Raw genomic sequence first — 21,131 nt, forward strand, 5'->3', positions numbered from 1 at the left:
AGAAGATGGCCAGGATCCGCACCCTGATCGACGGGATCGGCGAACTCGTGCGCGACGGCGACACCGTCGCACTCGAAGGTTTCACCCACCTGATCCCGACCGCCGCCGCACACGAGGTGATCAGGCAGCGCAAGCGCGACCTGACCCTCGTCCGGATGACCCCGGACATCGTGTACGACCAGCTCATCGGCGCCGGCTGCGCGAGCGCGCTGGTGTTCTCCTGGGGCGGCAACCCCGGCGTCGGCTCGCTGCACAGGTTCAGGGACGCCATCGAGAACTCCTGGCCGCGCCCGCTCACCGTCGACGAGCACAGCCATGCCGGCATGGCGAACAGGTACGTCGCCGGGGCGAGCGGCCTGCCGTTCGCCGTACTGCGCGGCTACCTCGGCACCGGGCTGGCCGATCAGAACCCGAACATCAGGACCGTCGACTGCCCGTTCACCGGTGAGCGGCTCGCCGCCGTACCTGCCCTGCGGCCGGACGTCACCATCGTGCACGCGCAACGCGCCGACCGCGCGGGCAACGTGCAGATGTGGGGACTCACGGGGATCCAGAAGGAGGCGGTGCTCGCCGCCGAACGCTCGCTGGTCACCGTCGAGGAGGCCGTCGACACGCTGACCCCCATGCCGGACCAGGTGATCCTGCCTTCGTGGGCGGTGACCGCGGTCGCCGCCGCACCCGGTGGCGCGCGCCCCTCGTACGCGCACGGCTACTACGAACGCGACAACGACGCCTACCGCGAGTGGAGCGAGATCAGCGCCGACCGCGAGCGGTTCACCGACTGGCTGCAAGCCACCGTCGGAGTCGCCACATGACCACGGAGCCACAGTGGATCGCCGACGAGATGATGTCCGTCGCCGCGGCCAGGTCACTGCGCGACGGCGCCACCTGCTTCGTCGGCATCGGGCTGCCGAGTACTGCGGCCAACCTGGCCAGGCGGCTGCACGCCCCCGACCTCACGTTGATCTACGAGGCGGGCGCACTCGGCGCCAAACCCGGTTGGCCTGCCGCTGTCCATCGGCGACGGCGTGCTCGCCGACACCGCGGACGCCGTGGTCAGCGTGCCGGAGATCTTCAACTACTGGCTCCAACCCGGCAGGCTCGAGGTCGGCTTCCTCGGCGCCGCACAGATCGACAGGTTCGCGAACATCAACACGACGGTCATCGGCGACGACTACGCCAACCCGAAGGTACGACTGCCAGGCGCCGGCGGCGCGCCGGAGATCGCCGCGTCGTGCGGCCAGGTCATCATCATCGTGCGCCAGAGCAAGCGGACCTTCGTCGAGAGCGTCGACTTCGTCACCTCCATCGGGCACGGCACCGGGCCGGGAGACCGGGACAGGCTCGGCTATCGTGGACGCGGGCCGACCAAGGTCGTCACCGATCTCGGTGTGCTGGAACCGGATCCGACGAGCTGCGAGCTCACCCTCACCCAACTCCATCCAGGTGTCGACCTCGCTACCGCACGCGAGACCGTGGGGTGGCAACTGGCGGTTGCACCGGACGTACGAGAAAGTGAACCGCCTACGGCGCACGAGCTCGCCGAGCTGCGCTCGCTCACCGCGAGCGCGAACGCACCCTGACCGCGTACACGAAGGAGCATCCGATGGCAGCACCGGAGGATCCCTCCGAGGAGAACGCGAGCGACCCGCGAGGGGTGCACTTCATCCAGTCGCTGGAACGCGGCCTCAACGTGATCAAGGCGTTCAGCGCGGACACCCCCGAGCTGACCCTCAGCGAAGTCGCCCGCGCCACCGAGCTCACCCGGGCGGCCGCGCGCCGTTTCCTGCTCACCCTGGTCGACCTGGGCTACGTACGCAGCGACGGCAGGCAGTTCTCGCTCACCCCGCGCGTACTCGACCTCGGCTACGCCTACCTGTCCTCGCTGTCGCTGCCCGAGGTCGCCGAACCGCACCTGGAGCGGCTGGCCGGTGAGATCAAGGAGTCTGCGTCCGTCTCCGTGCTCGACGGCGACGACATCATCTACGTCGCGCGGGTGCCCACGTCGCGCATCATGACCGTCGCGATCAACGTCGGCACCAGGTTCCCCGCGTACGCGACGTCGATGGGCCGCGTGCTGCTGGCCGGACTGCCCGAGGCCGAGCTCGACGACTACCTCGAGCGCACCGACCGCGGTCAGCTCACCGGCAAGACCACCACGTCCGCCAGCACCCTGCGCGGCGAACTGCGCAAGGTGCGCGACCAGGGGTGGGCGCTCGTCGACCAGGAGCTGGAGGACGGGCTGCGTTCCATCGCCGCACCGATCCACGACCACACCGGCCAGGTGATCGCGGCGGCGAACATCTCCACGGCGGCGAGCCGTACCCCGGTGGCGAAGATGCGCCGCGACCTGCTCCCGCCGCTGCTCGACGCCACCAAGCGGATCGAGAGCGACCTGCGCGCCGCCCGCGCCTAGGCCGGGCCGAACCGGGCGAGCGACCAGCCGGCCTCCGACGAGATCCGCAGCCGCACCCGCTGGTCGATGCGCAACTGTTGCTTCGACTCCTCGTCGTCGAACACCAGGTTGGTGATCAGCCGCGGGCCTTCGGTCAGCTCCACCACGGCGACGTAGTACGGCACCTTGTCGGCGAAGTACGCGTGGAACGCCCGGTGGTAGACGACCCAACTGATCAACATCCCCGTGCCCGCGCTCACCTCGAACCGCCAGTCGGGCAACAGGCACTGCGGGCACTCCTCCCGCGGCGGCAGCCACGCGTGCCCGCACGACTGGCATCGCTGGAAACGCAGCTCGCCCGCGGCGAGACCGTCCCAGTACGGCTTGGTCAGGTCGGTCACCGGCGGGGCGGGGAAGTCGGCCAACGTGGTCACCTCAGTTCCCCAGGATCATCGAGGCGTGCGTGTGCATGGCGCCTCCTTGGTTGGTCACCAACGTGTGCTTTGCGCCAGGCACCTGGTTCACCGACGTGCCTCGCATCTGGCGTACGGCCTCGATCACCAGCTGCATACCCGGCGTGCCCGTCTCGGCGAGCAGCCCGCCGCTGGTGTTCACCGGCAGCTGGCCACCCAGCTCCAACGCGCCGTCCTCGACGAAGCGGCCACCGCTACCCTTCGGGCAGAACCCGTAGTCCTCCAACGTCATCAGCACGGTGATGGTGAAGCAGTCGTACAGTTGCGCGACGTCGATGTCGGACGGCTTCAGGCCACTGGCCTCGAACACCCGCGCGCCGGCCACCGATGCGGCCGTCGTGGTGAGGTCCGGCCGCTGCGCGACCTCCCACGACGTCTGCCCGTGCCCGAACCCGAGCACGGGCACCGGAGCCGGCACCCCAAGGGCTCTCGCCCGACGCTCGGTCGTCACGACCACGGCGGCACCGGAATCCGAGATCAGGCAGCAGTCGTTGCGACGCAACGGTTCCACGACGTACGGGTCGGCCTGGTACTCATCGAGCGTCAACGGCTTGCGCAGGTGGGCGCTCGGGTTGTCCGCGCCGTGTTTGCGGCACGCCATGGCGATGGCACCGAGCTGGTCGGTCGTCGTGCCGTACTGCTGGATGTGCCGCTGCGCGATCATCGCGTACCCGGAGAGCACGCCGAACCAGCCGTACGGCGCCTCGGCGGACGCCAGCGGGCGCTCGTAGGCGCTCCTTGTACCAGTGCGGGGGTTGTCGCCGTAACTGACCAGCGCCACCTCGCAGTGCCCGGCCTCGATGGCCGCGGCGGCGAGACAGATCAGCGTGACGTTGGACGCGCCGCCCTGGTCCCACAGGCCGCCCATCCGCGGCTGCAGGCCGAGCGCCTCGGCGAGCTTCTGCCCGAAGAAGCGCTCGAAGCCGGAGGTGATCGACTTGGTGAAGACGGCGTCCACCGCAGACTTCTCGATGTTCGCGTCGCCCAGCGCCTCGCGGCACGCCTCCACGTTCAGCGACGTGATCGACCTGCCGGGCAGCTTGCCGTACTCGGTGTGCCCGATGCCCGCGATGACGATCCTGTCGTCGGGGCCGCTCATATGACCCCCGCGGCCGCGAACTCGTCGAGAGTCGTCCGGTCGAGGCCGAGCCAGTCGCCGTACACCTGCTCGTTGTCCTGGCCGAGCGCGCCGCTCGGGCGCGGCTTCTTCCTGCCGACGTCCTCGAGCAGGATCGGGCTGTGCGGCACGGTCACCGTGCCGAGCTCGGGATGCTCGATGTCCTGCAGCATGCCGCGTGCGTAGTGGTGCGGGTCCGTTGTCACCTCGCTGAGCGTCTGCACCGGGGCGACGGGCACACCCACGTCGCGCAGCTTGGCGAAGACGTCCTCCTTGCCGAGCGTGCCCACCCAGTCGCCGACCAGCTCGTCGATGGCGTCGATGTGCGCCACCCGGTCCTTGGTCTGCGCATAGCGCGGGTCGTCGACGAGGTCGTGTCTGCCCATCACCTCGAGCAGCTTGCGCCAGTGGCCGTCGCTCTCACAGATGATGCCGACGTGCCCGTCCTTCGCGGCGTACACGTTGTACGGCACCACCGAGTAACCGCCGTGCCTGTTGCCGCTGCGGAAGCCGTCCACGCCGGAGGAGAAGAAGTGGCCCAGGTTCGACATCATCGACGCGTACACGGCCTCGTGCATGGAGATCTCCACGACCGCGCCCCCTCCGGTGCGCTCCCTGCGGTACAGCGCGGTGAGGATGCCGCCGTACAGGTGGATGCCGCCGAAGAAGTCGCAGATCGCCGGGCCGGACTTCACCGGCGGCCCGTCGGGGAAACCCGTCACGCCGAGCACGCCTGAGATCGCCTGCACAGAGAGGTCCATCGCCGGGTACTCCCGGTACGGCCCGGACCGCCCGAAGCCGGACGACTGCGCGTACACCAACCGCGGGTTGATGGCACGGAGTACGTCGGCGCCGACGCCGAGCCGCTCCATCACGCCGGGACGGTAGTTCTCGACCAGCACGTCGGCCTTCGCGACCAGCTGCTTGAGCAGGTCCTTACCGCGGTCGTCCTTCAGGTTGAGCGTGACGAAGTTCTTGTTGGAGTGCAGGTTCGCGAACGCGTACCGCGGGCCACCGACCTGCCCACGCACCCGCAGGTGCTCGCCGTGTACGGGCTCGACCTTGATGACCGTCGCGCCGCCGAGCGCGAGCAACAGCGTCGCGTACGGTGCGGCATAGATCTGCCCGAGGTCGATCACGACCAACCCGGCGAGGGGCTCCTTGCCTTCGGTACCAGCCAACGCGCTGCCAACCTTCCGTTCCTGGGGAGCCGGCGCTCACAGCACCGACGCCGCACCACCATCCACGTTCACGGCCGTGCCCGTGATGTAACCGCCTTCCGCGGAGACCAACAGCCGCACCAGGCCCGCCACCTCCTCCGGCTCGCCCACGCGGCCGAGCGGCACCCCGCTGCCCAGCTCGGCGTAGAACTCGTCCCTCGTGCCCAGGGTGCCGGCAGCACGCCACTTGGCGTCGTGCTGCTCGGCCTTCACCAGCCCGATGCACACGGCGTTGACCAGGATCTGGTGCGGCGCGAGCTCCTTCGAGAGCACCTTCGTGAGCGCCAGCCCGGCCGCGCGCGTGACGGCGGTGGGCGCGCTGCGCGCGCCCGGCTGCTTGCCGCCGATGGCCAGGATGTTGACGATGCGGCCCGGCTGCTGCCGGCCGACGAGATCCTTGCCCATCAACCGCGCGAGCCGGATGGCGGAGAACAGCTTCAGGTCGAAGTCGTTGTGCCAGTCGTCGTCGGTCAGCTCGAGGAACGGCCCACGGTTGGACGTGCCGACGTTGTTCACCAACACGTTCACCTGGCCGAACGCGTCGACCACGTCGGCGTAGAGCTTCGCCAGCTGGTCGGCGTCGCGGCAGTCGGTGGGCAACCCGATGACCCGCCCGGTGCCGCCCGCGTCGATCTCCTCGACCGCGGCGGCCAGTGGGCCCTCGGAGCGCGCGCAGATCGCAACGCGCGCGCCCTCGCTGTGCAACCTGGCGGCGATCGCCTTGCCGATGCCGGCACTCCCGCCCGTGACGATTGCAGTGACGTCGGCCAGTGGTTGATCACTCATGAGTGCCACCTCTCGAAGACGGCGGCGATGCCCTGGCCGCCGCCGATGCACATGGTCTCCAGCGCGTACCGTGCGTCCCTGCGGTGCATCTCGTGCAGCAGCGTCGCGAGGATCCGGGCGCCGGTCGCGCCGACCGGGTGGCCCAGCGAGATGCCGGACCCGTTGACGTTCATCCGGTCGAAGTCGTCGGCGCCGAACTGCCAGCTGCGGGTCACGGCGAGCACCTGCGCGGCGAACGCCTCGTTCAGCTCGATGAGGTCCATGTCGGTCATGGTCAGCCCGGCGCGGTCGAGCGCGGTCGCGCTCGCGGGTACCGGCCCGATGCCCATCCGCTCGGGCTCGACACCGGAGAGCGCCCACGACCGCAGCCGCGCCATCGGCTGCAGCCCGAGCCGTTCGGCCACGGCGGGTGTGGTGACGACGCAGAGCGCGGCGCCGTCGTTCTGGCCGCTGGCGTTGCCCGCGGTGACGGTCGCCTTCTGGTCGAGTTTCACGCGCACCGGACGCAGGCCGGCCAGCGCGTCCAGCGTAGTGTCGGCGCGCGGGTGCTCGTCCACGTCGACGGTCGTCGCCCCGCCACGGCCTGGCACCTGCACGGGCACCATCTCGTCGTCGAACCTGCCCGCCTGCTGTGCCGCCACTGCACGCTGGTGCGAGGCGAGCGCGAGCTGGTCCTGCTCCTCCCGCGGGATGCCGAACTCCGCGCGCAGGTTCTCCGCCGTCTCGAGCATGCCGCCCTCGACGACGTGGTTGACACCGCCGGCGGTCACCCGGCCACGGGCCAGCCGGTCGTGCAGCTGTACGCCAGGCGGTGGGTGCCCGAACCTGAGGCCGCCCGCGTAGTACTCGACCTGGCTCATGCTCTCCGCACCGCCGGCGAGCACCACCTCGCACGCGCCGGTCTGCACCTGCATCGCCGCCATGAGCACCGCGTACAGCCCCGAACCGCACCGCCGGTCGACCTGGGTGCCAGGCACCTCGATCGGCAGACCCGCGTCGAGCGCCGCCACCCGACCGATGGCGGGGAACTCCCCCGACGGGTACGCGTTGCCGAGGATGACGTCGTCGACCCGGTCGGGCGCGATACCACTGCGTTCGACGACGGCACGGATGACCGTTGCCGCGAGCTCCTGTGCCGACACCTGACGAAGCGCGCCGCCGTAACGGCCCACCGGTGTGCGCAACGGGTGACAGACGACCACGTCGGACATCACAACCACCTACCTCTTCTCTTCCTCGCGTACTGCGAGCACGACCTTGCCGACATGGTCGCTGGCTTCAAGCACGCGGTGTGCCTCAGCCACACGCTCCCACGGCAGCACGCGGTCGACCACCGGTGCGATCCGGCCGGCGGCGAGTGCGGGCCATATGTCACGGTCGAGTGCGCGTACCAGCTCGGCCTTCTCCGCCTCGGTACGCGGCCGCAACCTCGACCCGGTGAGCCACACGCGCTTGTGCATCACCGCCTGGATGTCCAGCATGCCTTCGGCACCCGCCATCGTGCCGATCATCACCAGCCGGCCGTCCATGGCCAGGCAGTCGACGTTGCGCCGCAGGTACGGCGCACCCACGTGGTCGAGCACCACGTCGACGCCACGCCCGTCAGTGAGCTCGCGCACCCGTTCGACGAAGTCCTCGGTGTGGTAGTCGATCCCCGCCGCCGCGCCGAGCTCGAGGCAGGCGTCGATCTTCCGCTGCGACCCGCAGGTGACGTACACCGAAGCGCCGCGTTCGCGCGCGAGCTGGATCGCCGTCGTGCCGATACCGCTGGCACCGCCGTGCACCAACAGCGTCCGACCGGCCGCCACCTCACCGCGGACGAGCACGTTGTCGTAAACCGTGAGGAACGTCTCCGGCACCGCCGCCGCCTGCGCGTAGGTCATCGAGTCGGGTATGCGCATCGCGGCCGACACGGGGATCGTCACCAGCTCGGCGTGCGCGCCGCCGGGTGTCAGCGCACACACCCGGTCGCCGGTCGACCAGCCGGTAACGTCCGCGCCGACGGCCGCGACCCGCCCGGCCAGCTCCAGGCCAAGGACGTCCGTGGATCCCGGCGGCACCGCGTACCTGCCGGCCCGCTGCAGCAGATCGGCCCGGTTGATGGCGGTGCCGACGACCTCGACGAGCAGCTCGCCGGCGCCTGCCACCGGTGCCGGACGGTCGACGAAGCCGAGTACATCGGGCCCGCCTGGGGCAGTCGCGACAACAGCCTTCACCACATGCTCCTCGCTGTCCGGCACGTTTCAGAAACCCTCGGCCAACCGCACCAGGTTGCGCAACGGTTCGCCGCGCTGCAGCCGACCGAGGTTGTCGCCGACGGTCGCGAGCGCGCGGTCGCGCGACTGTGCGGTGGCGCCCGAGTAGTGCGGCGTCAGCAGCGTGTTGTACTCGTGCAACGGGCGACGGCTGGGGTACCCGCGCTTGCCCTTGGTGTCCTCGCTCTCGAACGTGTCGAGCGCCGCACCTGCCAGCCGGCCGCTCGCCAACCCGTCGTACAGGGCGTCCTCGTCAACCAGTGCGCCGCGGCTGATGTTCACCAGGTACGCGCCCTGCTTCATGGCGGCGATCCGGCCGGCGTCCACGAGGTGCCTGGTCTGGTCGGTGAGCGGAATGCACAGCGCGACGTAGTCGCAGCGGCCGAGGAAGTCGTCCAGATCGCGCCAGTCGCTCACGAAGTCGAGTCCGCTGTCCGCTACGGCGTCCGGCCGGCGTACAACGGTGCCCACCCGCATGCCGAACGCGGCGGCCCTGGTGTGGATCTCGCCAGCGATGTTGCCGTAGCCGACCAGGCCGAGCGTGGCGCCGTACAGCTCGCCGCCGAGCACACCCTCGGCGCGCCGTGCGGTCAGCTCGGTGGACCAGTCGCCGCGCTCTACCAGCGAGTTGTGCAGCCGCACCGTTCTCCTGGTCAGCGCGATCATCGCCATCAGTACGAACTCCGCCATCGGTATCGCGCAGGGGTTCGAGCGAGCCACCTGGATACCGCGCTCGCGTACCTGGGTCTTCACGTCAGGAGTCAGCAGCCCATCGACACCGTGCCCGAGCACGTGGATGAGCCGCAGCCCGGTCGCGTCGGCGAGCCGGTCGCCGGGGATCGTGCGCATGTAGCCGACCATCACGTCGACCTCGGGCAGCAGCCCGTCGAGCTCGGCAGGCGTCAGCTCGCCCATCCGCACGACCGAGCTGGCGTCCGGCCAGGTCTGCCGCATGCGATCGAGCTCGACGTCGGTCGGCTCCCAGGTCAGCAGTACGGCCATGTCTCCTCGCCAGCTACGCTGCGTGCGTTATACGTACATCTGTTCACAGAGGGAACACTTCATCCTTGTCCGTGACCAGCGCCGCTGTCAACACAACGGACATCACGGCCGGCTTGACAGCGCACTGAACCGCCGTCAAGAATCTGTACTCGTACCGTACGTGTGTACGTATAGCGTACATTCCCACCGCGAAGAAGCGAAGAGGGCAGATGTCATGAGGGTCAGCAGGTACTCCCATCCGCGCGGGGGATGCACGCCACGTCGGGTGCAGGTCGTTGGGTTGCTCGCCGCGACCGCGATGCTCGCCGGCGCCTGCGGCGGCGACGAGGCGTCAGAAGCGAGCAACAAGTTCCCCAAGCTCTACGAGGCGGCGAAGAAAGAGGGCACGCTCAACCTCTACAGCCACGTCACCGACTCGGAGCAGATCGAGAATGTCGTGGACGCCTTCAAGGAGGCGTACCCCGACATCGACGTCGAGATCACCAACAAGACCGGCTCGGCGATCCTGGAGACGTTCCTCAGCGAGAAGCGCGCCAACGTCAACACCGCCGACGTCATCCAGTACCCAGGCATCGCGCCGTTCGAGGGCACGTTCCGCAAGGAGAAGTTCATCCAGCCGTTCACCCCGAGCTCGGCGGACCAGTTCCCCGAGGACTCGGTGGTCGACGGGTACGCGTATCCGTGGCTGAACTACACAATGGGCGCGATCTACAACACCGACAAGATCACCGACGCCGAGCTCGAGTGCCTGCGGAAGATCAAGTGCTGGAGCGACCCACGTTGGAAGGGACGGATCAGTGGCGGCAGCCCGGGTTCCGCGTCCATCCAGCGAGCGCTGTACCAGTGGGTCGAGAAGGACAAGAACCTCGGCGACCAGTGGCTGGAGGACTACGCGGCTCTCGACCCGGTGACGTTCAACAGCGTGACGCCGGCCGCGGAGCGGGTCATCGCGGGTGAGTACGTGGCGAGCTTCCCGCAGATGAGCATCACCGCGGCGCGAGCTGCGCCCGACGGTGCACCGATCGGGTTCGCCGCACAGGAGTACAGCGTCGCCAACCCGGCACTGATCGGCTTGGCGAGCAAGGCCGAACACCCGAACGCCGGGAAGCTCTTCATCGAGTGGCTGCTCAGCAACGACGGCCAGAAGGTGATGATCGAGCACGTCGCCACCGACTCGCTCAACCAGGACCTGAAGCAGAAGGCTCCGGTGACCGACGAGGACTGGTTCGACGAGCCGAAGAAGCTCGTCGTGCCCAACGACCTCGAGTTCGAGAAGCACAGCAAGTCGATCACCGACAAGTGGAACAAGCTGATCGGCCCGGCCAAGGAGTAATCCGGCTTCGGCTCCGACAGCGTCACACGGCAACAGGTGGAGGGCAGGCGTGCACGACACGACAGGGCGTACATCGCTCGCCCTCCCCGACGCCGCGCCGAGGCGGCGATCGGTCGCCGACCGGATGCGGGCCAACCCTGGCACGTGGTTGGCCATCCCCTTCTACCTCATCGTGGCCGTCATGGTGGTCATGCCGCTGGGCTACCTGGTCTTCGCGGCGTTCCAGACCGGCTCCCCCAGTGACCCCAGCTCCCAGTTCACGCTGGACAACGTCAAGGCAGTGCTCGGGCGCGAGGCGTACCGCCGGGTGCTGTGGAACACGTTGCGGCTCGGTGCGATCGTCACCGTGCTTTCGTGCGCGCTCGGCGTGCTGTTCGCGTGGTTCGTCGCCCGTACGAACATGCCGGGCAAGCGGCTGCTCGAAGTACTCCTGCCGCTGCCGTTGTTCCTCTCGCCGTTCGCCGGCGGCGTGGCCTGGGTCTTCCTCGGCTCCAAGAGCGCGGGCCTGATCAACGTCGGCTACCGCGCGCTCTTCGACACCGAGAAGGCGCTGGTAAACATCTTCAGCTTCCCCGGGCTGGTGTTCGCCATGGTGTTGTTCATGACGCCGTACGCGTACCTGTTCACGCTCGGGCCGCTGCGGAACATGGACGCCTCGCTCGAAGAGGCTTCCCGCGTGCACGGCGGGTCGGCCGTACGCACCATCACGCGGATCACGCTGCCGCTCGTGCTCCCCGGTGTGCTGGCCGCGTTGCTGATGGCGTTCGTGCTGTCCGCGGAGATGTTCAGCCTGCCCGGCCTGATCGGCGTGCCCGCCGACTACTACACCCTGCCGTACTTCATCTACCAGGCGACGAACTTCTCGCCCCCGCAGTGGCCGCTGGCCGCCGCCGGTGGCCTGTTGCTGTTGGCCATCATGGCTATCGGCGTGTGGCTGCAACGTCGTGCCACCAGGGCGAGCGAGCGGTTCGTCACGGTCGGCGGTAAGGGCCCTGCGATCGTCCCGGCCAACGTCGGACGCTGGCGCTGGCTCGGTGCCGGCCTGTGCTGGACGTACCTGTCGGTCGCCATCTTCCTGCCGTTGCTGGCTCTCATCGTCGGCGCCTCGATGCGGTCCTTCACGCCGAGCCTGTCACTCGAGCTGTTCACCGTGGACAATTGGGTGCGGGTGCTGACGACGGAGAAGTTCGTCCAGTCGTTGACCAACACCCTGCTCATCGCCGTCGGCGGTCCACTGCTCGGGCTGGTCCTCGGGTTCTCCCTCACCTACCTGTGGCAGCGGCTGCGGGCGCCGTTCGGCAAAGCCGTCGAGACGGTAGCCATGCTCCCGGTCGCCATCCCCGGCATCGTGCTCGGCGTCGGGATGGTCTGGGCGTACGTCGGCACCCCGATCTACGGCACGCTCGCCATCCTCGTCATCGCCTACGTCTCCAGGTTCCTGCCCCACGTACTGCGGATCTTCTCCGCCACCCTGGTGCAGATCGACCCGGTGCTCGACGAGGCGTCGAGAGTGTCGGGCGCTGGCATCGTAAGGACGCTGCGCAACATCACGCTGCCGTTGCTGAAGCACTCCACGCTGTCCGCGTGGCTGTTGCTGTTCATGATGATGGTGCGCGAGCTGAACGTCGCGATCATGGTGTACAGCTCCCAGACGACCGTGCTCCCCGTGATGTTGTGGAGCGAGATCGAAGGTGGCCAGTACGGCGGCGCAGCGGTCGTCGCACTCGTCGAGGTCACCATCGTCGCGGCTGCCTTCGTGGTCGCACGCAAGGTGCTCCGCGTCGACCTGGCCAAGACGATGAGCGACCGCTGACCGAAGCTGGAGTGCAGAGATGGGATTCATCGAAGTCGACCAGGTCGTCAAGAAGTACGGCGACTTCACGGCGCTGCGCGGCATCGAGCTCGGCGTGGCGGAGGGCGAGTTCCTCTGCCTGCTCGGCCCGAGCGGTTGCGGAAAGACGACGCTGATGCGGTCCATCGCCGGACTCGCGAGCATCGAGGGTGGCCGCATCTCCGTGGGCGGCAAGACGTTCTCCGAGCCCGGCTTCACGCTGCCACCGGAACGCAGACAGCTCGGCATGGTGTTCCAGTCGTACGCGCTGTGGCCGCACATGACGGTGCACGGCAACATCGCGTACACGCTGAAGACCAACAAGTGGCCGAAGGACAAGATCGGCGACCGGGTGCGCGAGGTGCTCGAGCTCGTCGGCCTGCCCGGCATGGAGAGCCGTTATGCCGGGCAGCTCAGCGGTGGCCAGATGCAGCGGGTGGCCGTCGCGCGCAGCCTCGCCCCCGAACCGCGGCTGCTGTTGTTCGACGAGCCGCTGAGCAACCTCGACTCCAAGCTGCGCGAGCACATGCGGTTCGAGCTCAGGCAGATCCAGCAACGCGTCGGCATCACGGCCGTCTACGTCACGCACGACCAGTCGGAGGCGATGGTCGTCGCCGACCGCATCGCGCTCATGAAGGACGGCGAGATCGTGCAGCTCGGCTCGGCGAAGGATCTCTACGAGGAGCCCCGCACACCGTTCGCAGCGGACTTCATGGGCATCACCAACTTCGTGCAGGCCAAGGTCGCCGGCACCGACGGTGACACCGTACGGCTACGGCTGCCCGGCGACGTCGCGCTCACCGGCCGCGCCGGCACGGACGTCGGCGGCGGCGCCGACGTCACGGTGGCCATCCGGCCCGAGCACGTGAAGGTGTCCGCGCAAGCACCCGAGGCCAGCGGGAACACCGTCCGCGGCGTCGTCGACGACATCGTCTACCTCGGCAACCTGGCCGACCTCTACGTCCGCGTCGGCGAGATGACCCTGCGCTCGCAGGCCGTACCCGACGAGCTCGACGGTTGGGCGCCCGGCATGGACGTCTGGGTGACCGTGGGGGAGTGCCGGGTGCGGACGGTGGCCGGTACCGGCGTGATCGAGGCGGCAGAGGAGAAGGCGAAGGTATGACTGCGACGACCGACGGCTGGGAGCTGCCCGACGAGCTGGTGGAGCTGCGCGACTCCGTCGCGACGTTCATGCGCCGCGAGGTGCTGCCGCTCGAGGAGCAGCTGCCTTCAGACGCGTACAAGGTGCCCGACGACCAGCTCGCCGAGCTCCATCGCAAGGCCCGCCAGTCCGGCCTGTGGTGCATGCAGACCCCCGCCGAGTACGGCGGCGCCGGTCTCAGCAACCTCGGCGAGTGCGTGGTGGCCGAGGAGGCCGCGAAGTGCCGGATGGGCGCTTACGTACCCGCGCTCGGCGCGTTCGGCTGGGACCCGCCGAACATCATCTTCGACGGCACGAAGGAGCAGATCGAGCGCTACGCGCTGCCGGCCATCGAGCACGGCGACCGCAAGACGTTCGTCGCCATCTCCGAGGCGAGCGGCGGCTCCGACCCCGGCCGCAGCATCAGCACACGGGCCGAACGCGACGGCGACAGCTGGGTGCTCAACGGCACCAAGCTCTGGATCTCCGGCGCGGACACCGCACGCTGGGGCATCGTCTTCGCCAGGACCAGGCCGGGGCGCGGGCGCGACGGGATCGGCTGTTTCATCGTCGACACCGACACCCCGGGCTTCAGCGCACGGCCGGTCGAGGTCATCCGCGCCTGGTCGCCCTGCGAGGTGCACTTCGAGGACTGCCGCATCCCCTCCCAGAACCTGCTCGGCGAGGAGGGCAAGGGCTTCCAGGTGGCGGAGCGCTGGCTGCTGCACGCCCGGCCGCCGTACGCCGCAGGCACCATCGGCATCGCGCAGGCGGCGCTCGACCTCGCGGTCGACTACGCGAAGCAGCGGGAGACGTTCGGCAGCGTGCTCGCCGCGAAGCAGGCGGTGCAGTGGATGGTCGCCGACTCGGAGATCGAGCTGCGCGCCGCCCGGCTGCTGGTCTACCAGGCGGCCTGGCTCGCCGACATGGGCAAGGACTTCAAGACCGCCTCCTCGGTGGCCAAGGTCTACGCTACGGAGACCGCGGGGCGGGTCGTCGACCGCTGCATCCAGGTGCTCGGCGGCATGGGCGTCAGCAAGGAGATGCCGCTGGAGCGCTGGTACCGGGAGCTGCGGATCAAACGGATCGGCGAGGGGCCGTCCGAGGTGCACCGGATGGTGGTCGCGCGCAGCCTGCTCGGCAAGGCGATGAAGGGGTAGCCAGTGAGCATCGACTACGAGGTCGCCGACGGCATCGCGACGATCGTGATGAACCGTCCGGAGCGGCTGAACGCACTCGACGCCGAGGCGTACACCGCACTGTCGGCGGCCTGGCAGCGTGCACGCGACGACCAGGATGTCCGGGTCGTCATCATCACCGGCGCCGGCGAGAAGTCGTTCACGACCGGCGCGGACCTGAAGAGCTTCGTCGGCAACCCGCCGGGGCTGGAGGAGTTCTGGCTCACTCAGAAGGACCAGCTGCTCAACCGCGGGCTGGAGTTCTGGAAGCCGGTGATCGCCGCCGTCAACGGCTACTGCCTCGGCGGCGGCATGACCCTGCTGCTCGCCACCGACCTGCGCATCGCGGCGTCGCACGCCACGTTCAGCCTGGCGGAGGTCAAGCGCGGCGTGCTGCCGGCCAACGGCGGCACCCAACGGGTGGTGAAGCAGCTGCCGCACGCGATCGCCATGGAGATGCTGCTGACCGGCGACTCGATCTCGGCCGAGCGCGCGGAGCGGTGGGGGCTGGTCAACGAGGTGGTGCCCGCCGGCGACCTGATGGCCACCGCGCGGGCGTACGCCGAGCGGGTCGCGAAGAACGCGCCGCTCGCCCTGCAGGCGATCAAGGAGCTGGCGCTACGTTCGTCCGACCTCGACCTGGCCGGCGGGCTGCGGATGGAGCAGGCGCTCAGCCGGCTGCTGAAGTTCACCGACGACGCCAAGGAGGGCCCGGCCGCCTTCCAGGAGAAGCGCCCGCCGAACTTCACCGGCCGCTGACCCACCGCGGTCGCGGCAACCGCACCCTTGTGTCATGGCGTTCACCGCGTAGAATCTCGTGGCGAATGATGACGGCACCGGAGCCGGCGCCGGAAAGCTCAGTATCTGGGACTTTTCGGCTCACGATATGGGAATCCCCTGCGCCGGCGGGGGCCGCGATGCGACTTGCGCAAAGAGTCGTGCCACGGGTCGGTGCCGGCCGTTATTCTGCAGACAATGGCGTCTCTCGCCGAAGGATGCCAGCCTGGCCGCCTGCGGTGTGAAGGTGGGTGGAAGCGGTCGTGACGGCCGATCGGAGCAACGAGTCATTCGACGACAGGGTACGTGCGGTCGTCGCTGCCCACCGCGGCGAACGCGGTGCGCTGCTGCCCGTCCTGCACGGCATCCAGGACGAGTTCGGGCACGTCGACCCCGCCGTGGTGCCGATCCTCGCCGAGGAGCTCAACCTCTCCCGCGCGGACGTGCACGGAGTGGTCACCTTCTACCACGACTTCCGCGACCGCCCGCCCGGCCAGAGCACCGTACGCATCTGCCGCGCGGAGGCCTGCCAGTCGGTCGGCGCCGAGGCGCTGGTGGCGCACGCCAGGCGCTCCCTGGGCGTCGAGCTCGGTGACACCACCGCCGACGGGCGGGTGACCGTCGACCAGGTGTTCTGCCTGGGCAACTGCGCGCTCGGCCCCTCGGTACAGGTCGACGGCACCATGTACGGCCGGGTGGACGCCGCCCGCTTCGACTCCCTCGTCGGCAAGGCGGTGGCGCCATGACCACGGTCTACGTCCCGCGCGACTCGTCCGCCCGCTCGGTCGGTGCCGACGAGGTCGCAGCCGCCGTCGAACGCGCCGCCGCCGCTGCCGGCCGCGACGTCAAGGTCGTACGCAACGGCAGCCGCGGCATGCTCTGGCTGGAGCCGCTGGTCGAGGTCGTCGTCGACGGCGTACGCGTCGGGTACGGCCCGGTCGCCCCCGGCGACGTGGACGACCTGGTCGCCGCGGGCATGCTCGACGGCGCCGAGCACGCACTGCGCCTCGGACCGGTCGAGGAGCTACCCTGGCTACGCGACCAGACCAGGCTCACCTTCGCCAGGGTCGGCGTCATCGACCCGCTTTCGCTGGACGACTACGTCGCCGCCGGTGGGCTCGACGGGCTCCGTACGGCACTGTCCATGGCACCGGCGGACGTGGTGGCCGCGGTGACCGACTCCGGGCTGCGCGGCCGCGGCGGTGCCGGCTTCCCCGCCGGCATCAAGTGGAAGACCGTACTCGACACCCCAGGTGAGCTGAAGTTCATCTGCTGCAACGCCGACGAGGGCGACAGCGGCACGTTCGCCGACCGGATGCTGATGGAAGGCGACCCGTTCACGCTCATCGAGGGCATGGCGATCTCCGCACACGCCGTCGGCGCCACCGAGGGCTACATCTACATCAGGTCCGAGTACCCCGACGCCGTCGCCACACTGCAGCGGGCGATCGATATCGCGTACGCGCGCGGGGTGCTCGGCGAACGCATCCTCGACTCCGAGCTGCACTTCGACCTCTACGTACGGGTGGGCGCGGGCGCGTACATCTGCGGCGAAGAGACGTCGATGCTGGAGAGCCTCGAGGGCAAGCGCGGCATGATCAGGTACAAGCCGCCGCTGCCCGCCATCGAGGGGTTGTTCGGCAAGCCGACAGTGGTCAACAACGTGCTGACCCTGGGCAGCGTGCCGACGATCATGGCCGAGGGTGCCGCCGCGTACGCCGAGCTCGGGGTCGAGCGTTCGCGCGGCACCCAGGTCTTCCAGCTGGCCGGCAACATCGCCCACGGCGGGGTGTTCGAGACCGCGTTCGGCATCACCCTGGGCGAGCTGGTCAACGGCTACGGCGGCGGCACCAGGTCGGGCCGGCCGGTGAAGGCCGTACAGGTCGGCGGCCCGCTCGGCTCGTACGTGCCGACGTCGCGGTTCGACCTGCCGATGGACTACGAGGCGTTCGCCGCCGCGGACGCGATGATCGGGCACGGCGGCGTCGTGGTGTTCGACGACACCGCCGACATGGCGAAGCAGGCGCGGTTCGCCATGGAGTTCTGCGCCGAGGAGTCGTGCGGCAAGTGCACACCGTGCCGGGTGGGCTCGGTGCGCGGTGTCGAGGTGATCGACAAGATCGTCGCCGGCGAGAACCGCGACGAGAACCTGGTGCTGCTAGACGACCTCTGCGGCCTGATGACCGAGGGGTCGCTGTGCGCGATGGGCGGGCTCACCCCGATGCCCGTGAAGAGCGCGCTCGAGAACTTCGAGGAAGACTTCCTCGGCAACGGCCGAACCGAATCGGTGACGGAGGCCAATCCATGACGGTCATGAAGGACAGCGACCTCGGTACCCCGGCGAGCACCGCCGAGTCGACGGTCGAGGTGGAGATCGACGGTCGACAGGTCAGCGTGCCCGAAAGTACGTCCGTGATGCGCGCGGCCGCGCTCGCCGGTGTCGACGTGCCGAAGCTGTGTGCCACCGACTCGCTGAAGGCGTTCGGCTCCTGTCGCCTTTGCCTGGTGGAGATCGACGGCCAGCGCGGCACACCCGCGTCGTGCACCACCCCCGTACGTGACGGCATGAACGTCACCACGAAGACGTCGAAGCTCGACAAGCTCCGCCAGGGCGTGATGGAGCTGTACCTCTCCGACCACCCGGAGGACTGCTCGGGTTGCGGCGAGGGTGGCGACTGCGAGATCCAGGATCGGGCCCGCGAGGTGGGCCTGGTGAACATGCGGTACGGCCACGACGGCGAGAACCACCTGCACGACGAGGTCGACGACAGCAACCCGTACTTCACCTACGACCCGAGCAAGTGCATCGTCTGCTCCCGTTGCGTACGTGCGTGCGACGAGACCCAGGGCACGTTCGCCCTGACCATCGAGGGGCGCGGCTTCGACTCGCGGGTCGCGGCGAGCGCCGGCGACTCGTTCATGAACTCTGAGTGCGTCTCCTGCGGTGCCTGCGTGCAGGCCTGCCCCACCGACTCGCTGCTGGAGAAGTCGGTGATCGACCTCGGCATGCCCACCCGCAGCGTCGAGACCACCTGCGCGTACTGCGGTGTCGGCTGCTCGTTCCGCGCCGAGCTGCGCGGCGACGAGGTCGTCCGCATGGTGCCGTCGAAGCAGGGTGGCGCGAACGAGGGGCACTCCTGCGTCAAGGGCAGGTTCGCGTACGGCTACGCGACGCACAGCGACCGCCAGCTCGACCCGATGATGCGCGACTCGATCGACGACGAGTGGCGGCAGGTGTCCTGGGACGAGGCGATCTCGTTCGTCGCCACCAGGATGCGCGACATCCAGGACAGCTACGGCATGGGCGCCATCGGTGGCATCACCTCTTCCCGGTGCACAAACGAAGAGGTCTACGCGGTGCAGAAGATGGTTCGCGCCGCGTTCGGCAACAACAACGTGGACACCTGTGCGCGGGTGTGCCACTCGCCGACGGGTTACGGGCTGAAGCAGACGTTCGGCACGTCCGCGGGCACGCAGGACTTCCGCTCGGTCGCCAAGGCCGACGTCATCATGCTGATCGGCGCCAACCCGACCGACGGCCACCCGGTGTTCGCTTCCAGGATGAAGCGCCGGCTGCGCGAGGGCGCGAAGCTCATCGTCGTAGACCCGCGCCGCATCGACCTGGTGAAGTCACCGCACGTCGAGGCCGCGCACCACCTGCCGCTGCGGCCCGGCACCAACGTCGCGGTCGTGAACGCGATCGCGCACGTCGCGGTGACCGAGGGTCTGGTCGACCGGGAGTTCGTCGAGGAGCGCTGCGAGGACTACGACACCTGGGCGGAGTTCATCGCCAGGCCGGAGAACAGCCCGGAAGCGATCGAGGAGATCAGCGGCGTACCCGCCGCGGACCTACGGGCGGCGGCCAGGCTCTACGCCACGGCCCCGAACTCGGCGATCTACTACGGCCTCGGCGTCACCGAGCACAGCCAGGGCTCCACCATGGTGATGGGCATGGCCAACCTCGCGATGGCCACCGGCAACATCGGCAGGGAGGGCGTCGGCGTCAACCCGTTGCGCGGACAGAACAACGTGCAGGGCTCCTGCGACATGGGGTCGTTCCCGCACGAGCTGCCTGGCTACCGGCACGTCTCCGACGACTCCGTACGAGACATCTACGAAAGCTTGTGGCACAAGGAGATCCTGCCCGAGCCTGGCCTGCGGATCCCCAACATGTTCGACGCCGCCATCGACGGCTCGTTCCGCGCGCTGTTCGTCCAGGGCGAGGACATCGCGCAGTCCGACCCGAACACCAAGCACGTCGTCGCGGCACTGTCGAACCTCGACCTGCTGGTCGTCCAGGATCTCTTCCTGAACGAGACCGCCAAGTACGCGCACGTGTTCCTACCCGGCACGTCGTTCCTGGAGAAGGACGGCACGTTCACCAACGCCGAGCGCAGGATCAACCGGGTGCGCCCGGTGATGGCCGCAAAGTGTGGCAAGGACGAGTGGCAGGTCGCCTGCGAGATCGCACAGGCGATGGGCTACGACATGCACTATGGCCACTCGCGCGAGATCATGGACGAGATCGCCGCGACGACACCGACGTTCGCCGGCGTCTCGTTCGACAAGCTCGATCGGCTGGGTAGCGTGCAGTGGCCGTGCAACGACAAGGCCCCAGAGGGCACCCCGGTCATGCACATCGGCGAGTTCGTCCGCGGCAAGGGGAAGTTCATCCCGACCGCGTTCGTGCCGACCGAGGAGCGCAGCACGCGGAAGTTCCCGCTGATCCTCACGACCGGGCGCATCCTGTCGCAGTACAACGTGGGCGCGCAGACCAGGCGTACGGACAACGTGACCTGGCACCACGAAGACGTGCTGGAGATCCACCCGCACGACGCGGAGGACCGCGGCATCAACGACGGCGATCCGGTCACGCTGGCCAGCCGGGTCGGCGAGACCACGCTGCACGCGAAGATCGCGGACCGGATGCCGGTGGGCGTCGTCTACACGACCTTCCACTTCCCCGTCACCGGCGCGAACGTGGTCACGACCGAGCACTCGGACTGGGCGACCAACTGTCCCGAGTACAAGGTGACGGCGGTGCAGGTCGGCCTCGCCAGCCCGAGAGCACAGCAGCCGGCACACGAGGCCGAGGTCGACGTGCCCGCGGCGTTGGTGGATTGAGGCCGCGGTGACGATCGCGACTCAGGTGCGGCTGGCAAACGACATCGCCGTCCAGTTCCACCACCTGCCCCCGGACGCGGCCGCGAAGGCGATCGCGAACCACATCAGGCAGTTCTGGGAACGCCGGATGCGCCAGCAGCTGGTCGAGCACGTAGCATCCGGCGACGTCGACGACCTCGACCCACTAGTGGTCGACGCCGCCCGTCTGCTCGACGGCTGACCTGCCGGCTACTTGTGCTTGAAGTAGACGAACAGCCGGCCGTGGTTCTTGGCGTCCTTGTCCACGCGGTGGTACCTGGCCTTGACGTCCTTGCGGTCGAGGAACCGTAGGACCTTCTTCTTCAGCTGTCCCGAGCCCTTGCCGGGGATGATCTCCACGACGGGCGCCTTCTTCTCGATCGCCTCGTCGATGATCTGCTCGAGTGCACGGTCGATCTCGTGGCCGCGGTTGTAGATGTCGTGTAGGTCGAGCTTCAGCTTCACCGTACGAGCCTCCCAT

Annotated in this window: 19 protein-coding genes and 1 pseudogene; 12 read left to right on the forward strand and 8 right to left on the reverse strand. The window is 68.8% G+C overall.

All coding sequences use genetic code 11. The features are described from left to right. Positions 1 to 5 precede the first annotated feature (5 nt). The 3 genes and pseudogenes from GEV07_19560 (at position 6) to GEV07_19570 (ending at position 2,416) form a co-directional block, all read left to right on the forward strand. The gene (locus tag GEV07_19560; GenBank protein ID MQA04819.1) at positions 6 to 815 is read left to right on the forward strand and encodes a CoA transferase subunit A; all 810 of its coding nucleotides are present in this window, start codon (positions 6 to 8) and stop codon (positions 813 to 815) included. Further along, positions 812 to 1,583, forward strand: a pseudogene (locus GEV07_19565) (CoA-transferase subunit beta). The gene GEV07_19560 and the pseudogene GEV07_19565 overlap by 4 nt, the downstream one beginning before the upstream one ends. A gap of 23 nt (positions 1,584 to 1,606) precedes the next feature. Next, complete coding sequence (locus GEV07_19570; protein MQA04820.1) at positions 1,607 to 2,416, forward strand: helix-turn-helix domain-containing protein; 810 nt, start codon at positions 1,607 to 1,609, stop codon at positions 2,414 to 2,416. On the opposite strand, the gene GEV07_19575 is transcribed toward GEV07_19570, so the two are convergent. The 7 genes from GEV07_19575 to GEV07_19605 are packed head-to-tail and all read right to left on the reverse strand — an operon-like array spanning position 2,413 to position 9,248. Then, complete coding sequence (locus tag GEV07_19575) at positions 2,413 to 2,796, reverse strand: DNA-binding protein (GenBank protein ID MQA04821.1); 384 nt, start codon at positions 2,794 to 2,796, stop codon at positions 2,413 to 2,415. The genes GEV07_19570 and GEV07_19575 overlap by 4 nt on opposite strands. A 34-nt stretch (positions 2,797 to 2,830) precedes the next feature. Beyond that, positions 2,831 to 3,967 (reverse strand): thiolase family protein, encoded by a 1,137-nt coding sequence (locus tag GEV07_19580; GenBank protein ID MQA04822.1) that lies wholly within the window; start codon positions 3,965 to 3,967, stop codon positions 2,831 to 2,833. Beyond that, entirely contained in the window at positions 3,964 to 5,166 is a 1,203-nt protein-coding gene (locus GEV07_19585; GenBank protein ID MQA04823.1) for a CoA transferase, read from the reverse strand. Before GEV07_19585 ends, GEV07_19580 begins: the two co-directional genes overlap by 4 nt. Positions 5,167 to 5,202: 36 nt before the next feature. Continuing rightward, a complete protein-coding gene (locus GEV07_19590) occupies positions 5,203 to 5,991 on the reverse strand; it encodes an SDR family oxidoreductase (protein MQA04824.1) in 789 nt (262 codons plus the stop codon). Further along, on the reverse strand, positions 5,988 to 7,202 hold the full coding sequence (locus GEV07_19595) for an acetyl-CoA C-acyltransferase (protein ID MQA04825.1): 1,215 nt from the start codon (positions 7,200 to 7,202) through the stop codon (positions 5,988 to 5,990). The genes GEV07_19590 and GEV07_19595 overlap by 4 nt, the downstream gene beginning before the upstream one ends. A 9-nt stretch (positions 7,203 to 7,211) precedes the next feature. Beyond that, the gene (locus GEV07_19600) at positions 7,212 to 8,207 is read right to left on the reverse strand and encodes a zinc-binding dehydrogenase (GenBank protein ID MQA04826.1); all 996 of its coding nucleotides are present in this window, start codon (positions 8,205 to 8,207) and stop codon (positions 7,212 to 7,214) included. Between the two features lie 27 nt (positions 8,208 to 8,234). Continuing rightward, positions 8,235 to 9,248, reverse strand: coding sequence for a hypothetical protein (locus GEV07_19605; protein MQA04827.1), 1,014 nt, complete (start codon positions 9,246 to 9,248; stop codon positions 8,235 to 8,237). Between GEV07_19605 and GEV07_19610 the strand changes: the two genes are divergently transcribed. From GEV07_19610 to GEV07_19650, 9 genes are all read left to right on the forward strand, one after another. Further along, positions 9,199 to 10,581 (forward strand): extracellular solute-binding protein, encoded by a 1,383-nt coding sequence (locus tag GEV07_19610; protein MQA04828.1) that lies wholly within the window; start codon positions 9,199 to 9,201, stop codon positions 10,579 to 10,581. The genes GEV07_19605 and GEV07_19610 overlap by 50 nt on opposite strands. Before the next feature lie 49 nt (positions 10,582 to 10,630). Continuing rightward, on the forward strand, positions 10,631 to 12,394 hold the full coding sequence (locus GEV07_19615; protein MQA04829.1) for an ABC transporter permease subunit: 1,764 nt from the start codon (positions 10,631 to 10,633) through the stop codon (positions 12,392 to 12,394). Positions 12,395 to 12,413: 19 nt separating this feature from the next. Next, the gene (locus GEV07_19620) at positions 12,414 to 13,535 is read left to right on the forward strand and encodes an ATP-binding cassette domain-containing protein (GenBank protein MQA04830.1); all 1,122 of its coding nucleotides are present in this window, start codon (positions 12,414 to 12,416) and stop codon (positions 13,533 to 13,535) included. Further along, positions 13,532 to 14,713 (forward strand): acyl-CoA dehydrogenase, encoded by a 1,182-nt coding sequence (locus tag GEV07_19625; GenBank protein ID MQA04831.1) that lies wholly within the window; start codon positions 13,532 to 13,534, stop codon positions 14,711 to 14,713. Before GEV07_19620 ends, GEV07_19625 begins: the two co-directional genes overlap by 4 nt. A gap of 3 nt (positions 14,714 to 14,716) precedes the next feature. Continuing rightward, entirely contained in the window at positions 14,717 to 15,490 is a 774-nt protein-coding gene (locus GEV07_19630; GenBank protein ID MQA04832.1) for an enoyl-CoA hydratase/isomerase family protein, read from the forward strand. Between the two features lie 281 nt (positions 15,491 to 15,771). Beyond that, entirely contained in the window at positions 15,772 to 16,254 is a 483-nt protein-coding gene (locus GEV07_19635; GenBank protein MQA04833.1) for a formate dehydrogenase subunit gamma, read from the forward strand. Continuing rightward, positions 16,251 to 17,816 (forward strand): formate dehydrogenase, encoded by a 1,566-nt coding sequence (locus GEV07_19640; GenBank protein ID MQA04834.1) that lies wholly within the window; start codon positions 16,251 to 16,253, stop codon positions 17,814 to 17,816. The genes GEV07_19635 and GEV07_19640 overlap by 4 nt, the downstream gene beginning before the upstream one ends. Continuing rightward, on the forward strand, positions 17,813 to 20,632 hold the full coding sequence (locus tag GEV07_19645; protein MQA04835.1) for a formate dehydrogenase subunit alpha: 2,820 nt from the start codon (positions 17,813 to 17,815) through the stop codon (positions 20,630 to 20,632). The genes GEV07_19640 and GEV07_19645 overlap by 4 nt, the downstream gene beginning before the upstream one ends. A gap of 31 nt (positions 20,633 to 20,663) precedes the next feature. Beyond that, positions 20,664 to 20,852 carry a formate dehydrogenase gene (locus GEV07_19650; GenBank protein MQA04836.1) on the forward strand — a complete coding sequence of 63 codons (189 nt, stop codon included), beginning with the start codon at positions 20,664 to 20,666 and terminating at the stop codon, positions 20,850 to 20,852. A gap of 8 nt (positions 20,853 to 20,860) precedes the next feature. Here the strand turns inward: GEV07_19650 and GEV07_19655 are convergent, their stop codons facing one another. Further along, a complete protein-coding gene (locus GEV07_19655) occupies positions 20,861 to 21,115 on the reverse strand; it encodes a DNA mismatch repair protein MutS (protein ID MQA04837.1) in 255 nt (84 codons plus the stop codon). Positions 21,116 to 21,131: the final 16 nt, after the last annotated feature.

The organism is Streptosporangiales bacterium, assembly GCA_009379825.1.
GTDB lineage: Bacteria > Actinomycetota > Actinomycetes > Streptosporangiales > WHST01 > WHST01.